4 protein-coding genes and 1 pseudogene are annotated in these 3329 nt (G+C 63.9%); 1 reads left to right on the top strand and 4 read right to left on the bottom strand.

The window, feature by feature from the left end:
• Window positions 1–164: 164 nt before the first annotated feature.
• The 4 genes from ABIB58_RS16355 to ABIB58_RS16340 all read right to left on the bottom strand — a co-directional run bounded on the left by ABIB58_RS16355 (window position 165) and on the right by ABIB58_RS16340 (window position 3048).
• The gene (locus ABIB58_RS16355) at window positions 165–422 is read right to left on the bottom strand and encodes a hypothetical protein (protein WP_017504330.1); all 258 of its coding nucleotides are present in this window, start codon (window positions 420–422) and stop codon (window positions 165–167) included.
• 12 nt (window positions 423–434) lie between these two features.
• The gene (locus ABIB58_RS16350; protein WP_026108299.1) at window positions 435–833 is read right to left on the bottom strand and encodes a DUF3597 domain-containing protein; all 399 of its coding nucleotides are present in this window, start codon (window positions 831–833) and stop codon (window positions 435–437) included.
• Between the two features lie 51 nt (window positions 834–884).
• Window positions 885–1496, bottom strand: coding sequence for an OmpA family protein (locus ABIB58_RS16345; RefSeq protein WP_017504332.1), 612 nt, complete (start codon window positions 1494–1496; stop codon window positions 885–887).
• Window positions 1497–1563: 67 nt separating this feature from the next.
• Complete coding sequence (locus ABIB58_RS16340) at window positions 1564–3048, bottom strand: mechanosensitive ion channel (RefSeq protein WP_265149796.1); 1485 nt, start codon at window positions 3046–3048, stop codon at window positions 1564–1566.
• 186 nt (window positions 3049–3234) lie between these two features.
• On the opposite strand from ABIB58_RS16340, the pseudogene ABIB58_RS16335 reads away from it, so the two are divergent.
• Window positions 3235–3329: pseudogene (locus ABIB58_RS16335) on the top strand (IS5/IS1182 family transposase); the annotation flags it as partial.

Genomic DNA, 3329 nt, shown 5'->3' with positions numbered 1-3329 from the left:
TGCTCGTCCGTCAGCCAATACAGGTCACTCATGATCCAGACTCCTCAGGAGCCTGAATCAGATCGCACGCCTCACATCAATGGGTCCTGAGCCTAGGGTCAGGCCGTTGTCTCGCAAGAAGCTCTTGATACTGACACCCTCTGTGCCGCGGCCAGTCCGAGGCGCTATTGTCGCTCCGATCTCGACACGCCCAATAGGCGGACCATCCTCGCCATCATCAAATCCGTCAGCATCTCAGCCGCGCGGGCGGTGACTGGCGAGCCCGCCTGACCGAAATAGCGGATCGATGCATCAAGGCGATCATCGCTCAGGCCATCGATGGCCGCCCTGATACCCGTCCATTTGGATTGCCCAGGCGAAGGCTCTTCCACATCCAGGTGGCGAGCGAGCAGGAGAATCGCAGCAGTGTCTTGAGCCGACATCGACCTGTTCGATTAGTCTCGCAGGCCGGCCGGAACCTGGCCGCCATTCTCCGCAAGCTTTCGCCAGACCGCTTTGGACAGGGCGATGTTCTGTTCCGCCGAGCCATGAGAGCCAGCGTGCACGCCCAACTCTTCGGCGAGGTCCTTGCGGGCGTCGAGGCTGGAATCCAGGTCGAGCAGCTTGAGCAGATCGACGATCGATGTCCGCCAGTTTCCGCCGCCGCCCTTCATCTCGGCCATTTGGGAGAGTATCTGGTCCACATCGACCGGTTGAGGCGTGAAGGGAGTGGCGGGCGCCGCAGGAACGGGCTGTGCCGAGACTGGGGTGCTCGTGGGCGCTTGGGCCTGAGGGGTCGTCGGACGCGCCTTATGGCCGGTGATCTTGTCCCAAATTTTTCCGAAAAAGCTCATGACATCTCCTCTGAAGGTGGATGGCCCGGGCGCTAGCCCCGGCCTGTGCGGTTAGCGCTGGACGACGACCAGTTCCGTGCGGCGGTTTTCAGCCAGTCCTCCGGCGGTGGCGTTGCTGTCGACGGGGTTCGTTTCCCCGCCTGAAAGCGCCTCGATCCGGCGGGCATCCACGCCGGCTGCCGTCAGGGCGGAACGGACGATGTCGGCCCGGGCCTGGGCGAGGGTTCGGTTCGCGGCGTCGGAGCCGCGCGCGTCCGCATAGCCGTACAAGCGGATCTTGGCATTCGGGTAGCGGCTCAGAACAGCGGCGACGGCCGCGATCTCGGGACGATCCTGGGGCCGAATGGTGCTGCTGCCGGTGTCGAAGTTGACGCGCTCGAACGCGAAAGTGCGCGGGGCGGCGTCCGAGCCAGCGAGGTAGGCGTCCAGCCCCGAAACCCCAACGGAAGCATTTGTGAGGGGCATGACCGGCGTCTCGGTCGTCGGAGCTACGGCGGCGTCGTCAGTCGCTGCGGGATCCATGGCGGCGCGGTCGTCGCCACAGCGGGTCAGCATGAGTAGCAGCAGCAGGAGCACGACGGCTCCGATGATCCAGGGGAAGTATTTGCGCCAGGCCGGGGCCACTGGGGTCAGGCGAGGGTCGCGATCGCGGTTATCGGTCATGTCGAACTCGTCGTTAAATGGGGAAAAGAATGCGGCCGGCGATCTCGTCGATCGTCGGCCGCGGGTCTCACTGAGGCGGGGTCTTCGTGACCTTGTCGGCCCACGTCTGGGCCACCTTGCTGGCGGCGTCGCGCCCGCCGAGCCCGAAGGCTAGCGCTGCCGCCACCGCAGCCGCCCCCAGGATCAGGCCGAAGGCGAGAAGGACGATATCGTCGGCGATGCCCATGAAGCGCAGGCCCATGGCCGTCGCCAATGCGATCGTGGCCCAACGCACCAGGGTGGAGGCGAAGCCATCGGCGCCGCCAGTACCCTTGTTGATCAGGTTGGCGAGGACACCGCCGATCAGCACGCCGGCGGTGATGATGATCCCGCCGACGATGACATGTCCGGCCAGGGCCAGGATTTCCTGCAGCGTCACGGCGATCGTGCCGAACTGCAGAAGCTTGGCGGCCTCGACCGCCGTGAAGGCGACGATCGCCGCCATTGCGATCTTGCCCACGATGCTGGACGGCGTCATCGGCTTGGGCACATCACTACCTAGAGCCCTTGCGGTGGCCGGTGTCACGTCACCGGCATAGGGAGCCGTGGTCGGCTTCGGCGCGGCCGGCGCCTGAGTCGTGGCGGTCAGAGCCGTCAGGCTCGAGATGCTGCGATCGAACCCAGTCGCCGGCAGGATGCGTTCGATCAGCTGGGCGACCCAGCGACCGATGAACCAACCCACCGCCAAAACGATGGCAGCGGCGAGAACATGCGGGATCGCAGCCAAGACCGTCGACAGCACGGCAACCGCCGGAACCGTCAATGACTCGATGCCCAGCTGCTCCAGCGCCGCGATCGTGATGGGGATCAGAATCAGGACGAACACCAGGGTGCCGATCGCGGTGCTGACGCCAGTCGAGCCCGTCGCCTTGGTCAGGCCGGCCTTCTCAAGCCAGCGATCCGCGTTGGCGGCCTGCAGTGCAGCCTCGACGACTCGCTTGGCCAAAGTCGCGACTACAAACCCAATGAAGAAGATCAGGACCGCGCCGAGGACGCTCGGCACGAAGGACGCGACCTGCGTGAGCAGTGAGTTCAGGGGCGTGACGACCTGGCCCAGGTTCAGGACGCCGAGGGCGGCGACGACACCGAACAAGAGGATTAGCCAAAAGGCGACATCTCCCAGGCTGGCGCCGATCGAGTGTTTCGGGTTGTCACTGGTGCTCGCCTTGGCGGCGCCAGGAATACGATTGATCCCCTTCGCCAGGGCCCATTTCACGGCCTTGCCGATAAACCAAGCCGCGAAGAGGATCAGCACAGCGCCGATCACCTTGGGCGCCCACTCATAGAGCAGCGCGTCCCATCCGATGAACTCGTAGTTTGTCGTTTGCATACAGCCCTCAGCCCTGACGCTGATCGCGTGGGTTTCCAGCGGGCCTAACACGATCGAGCCTGTTCTTGTTCCGGCGCTAACAGGAGGATTCGCCGGAACGGATGGTTGGCTCATCGCTAACGGGGCCGAAGCGGCTTTCCGAACGTCCGCACGACATCCAATCAACTCAACCAGCAGGAACATCCATATCGACGCCAGAAGATCTGAAAGGCCTCTACACCGACGAGCTGAAAGACCTGTGGTCCGCCAACGACCAAATGCAGCGCGTGCTGAAGAAAATCGCCCCGAAAACCTCTGATCCTTCGCTTAGGCTCAGGACCCATTGATGTGAGGCGTTCGATCTGATTCAGGCTCCTGAGGAGTCTGGATATGAGTGACCTGTATTGGCTGACGGACGAGCAGATGGCTCGGCTGGAGCCCTTCTTCCCCAAGAGCCACGGCAAGCCGCGCGTTGACGACCGCCG

The organism is Brevundimonas sp. UYEF29, assembly GCF_040546195.1.
Classification (GTDB): domain Bacteria; phylum Pseudomonadota; class Alphaproteobacteria; order Caulobacterales; family Caulobacteraceae; genus Brevundimonas; species Brevundimonas huaxiensis.
Note: the sequence above shows the minus strand (reverse complement) of the source record. Positions and strands in the feature narration are given on the sequence as shown.

Bases quoted from the DNA above. Each gene is read 5' to 3' on its own strand.
- ABIB58_RS16340 (WP_265149796.1), bottom strand. From the start codon at position 3,048: ATGTTCCTGCTGGTTGAGTTGATTGGATGTCGTGCGGACGTTCGGAAA.
- ABIB58_RS16355 (WP_017504330.1), bottom strand. From the start codon at position 422: ATGTCGGCTCAAGACACTGCTGCGATTCTCCTGCTCGCTCGCCACCTG.
- ABIB58_RS16345 (WP_017504332.1), bottom strand. From the start codon at position 1,496: ATGACCGATAACCGCGATCGCGACCCTCGCCTGACCCCAGTGGCCCCG.
- ABIB58_RS16350 (WP_026108299.1), bottom strand. From the start codon at position 833: ATGAGCTTTTTCGGAAAAATTTGGGACAAGATCACCGGCCATAAGGCG.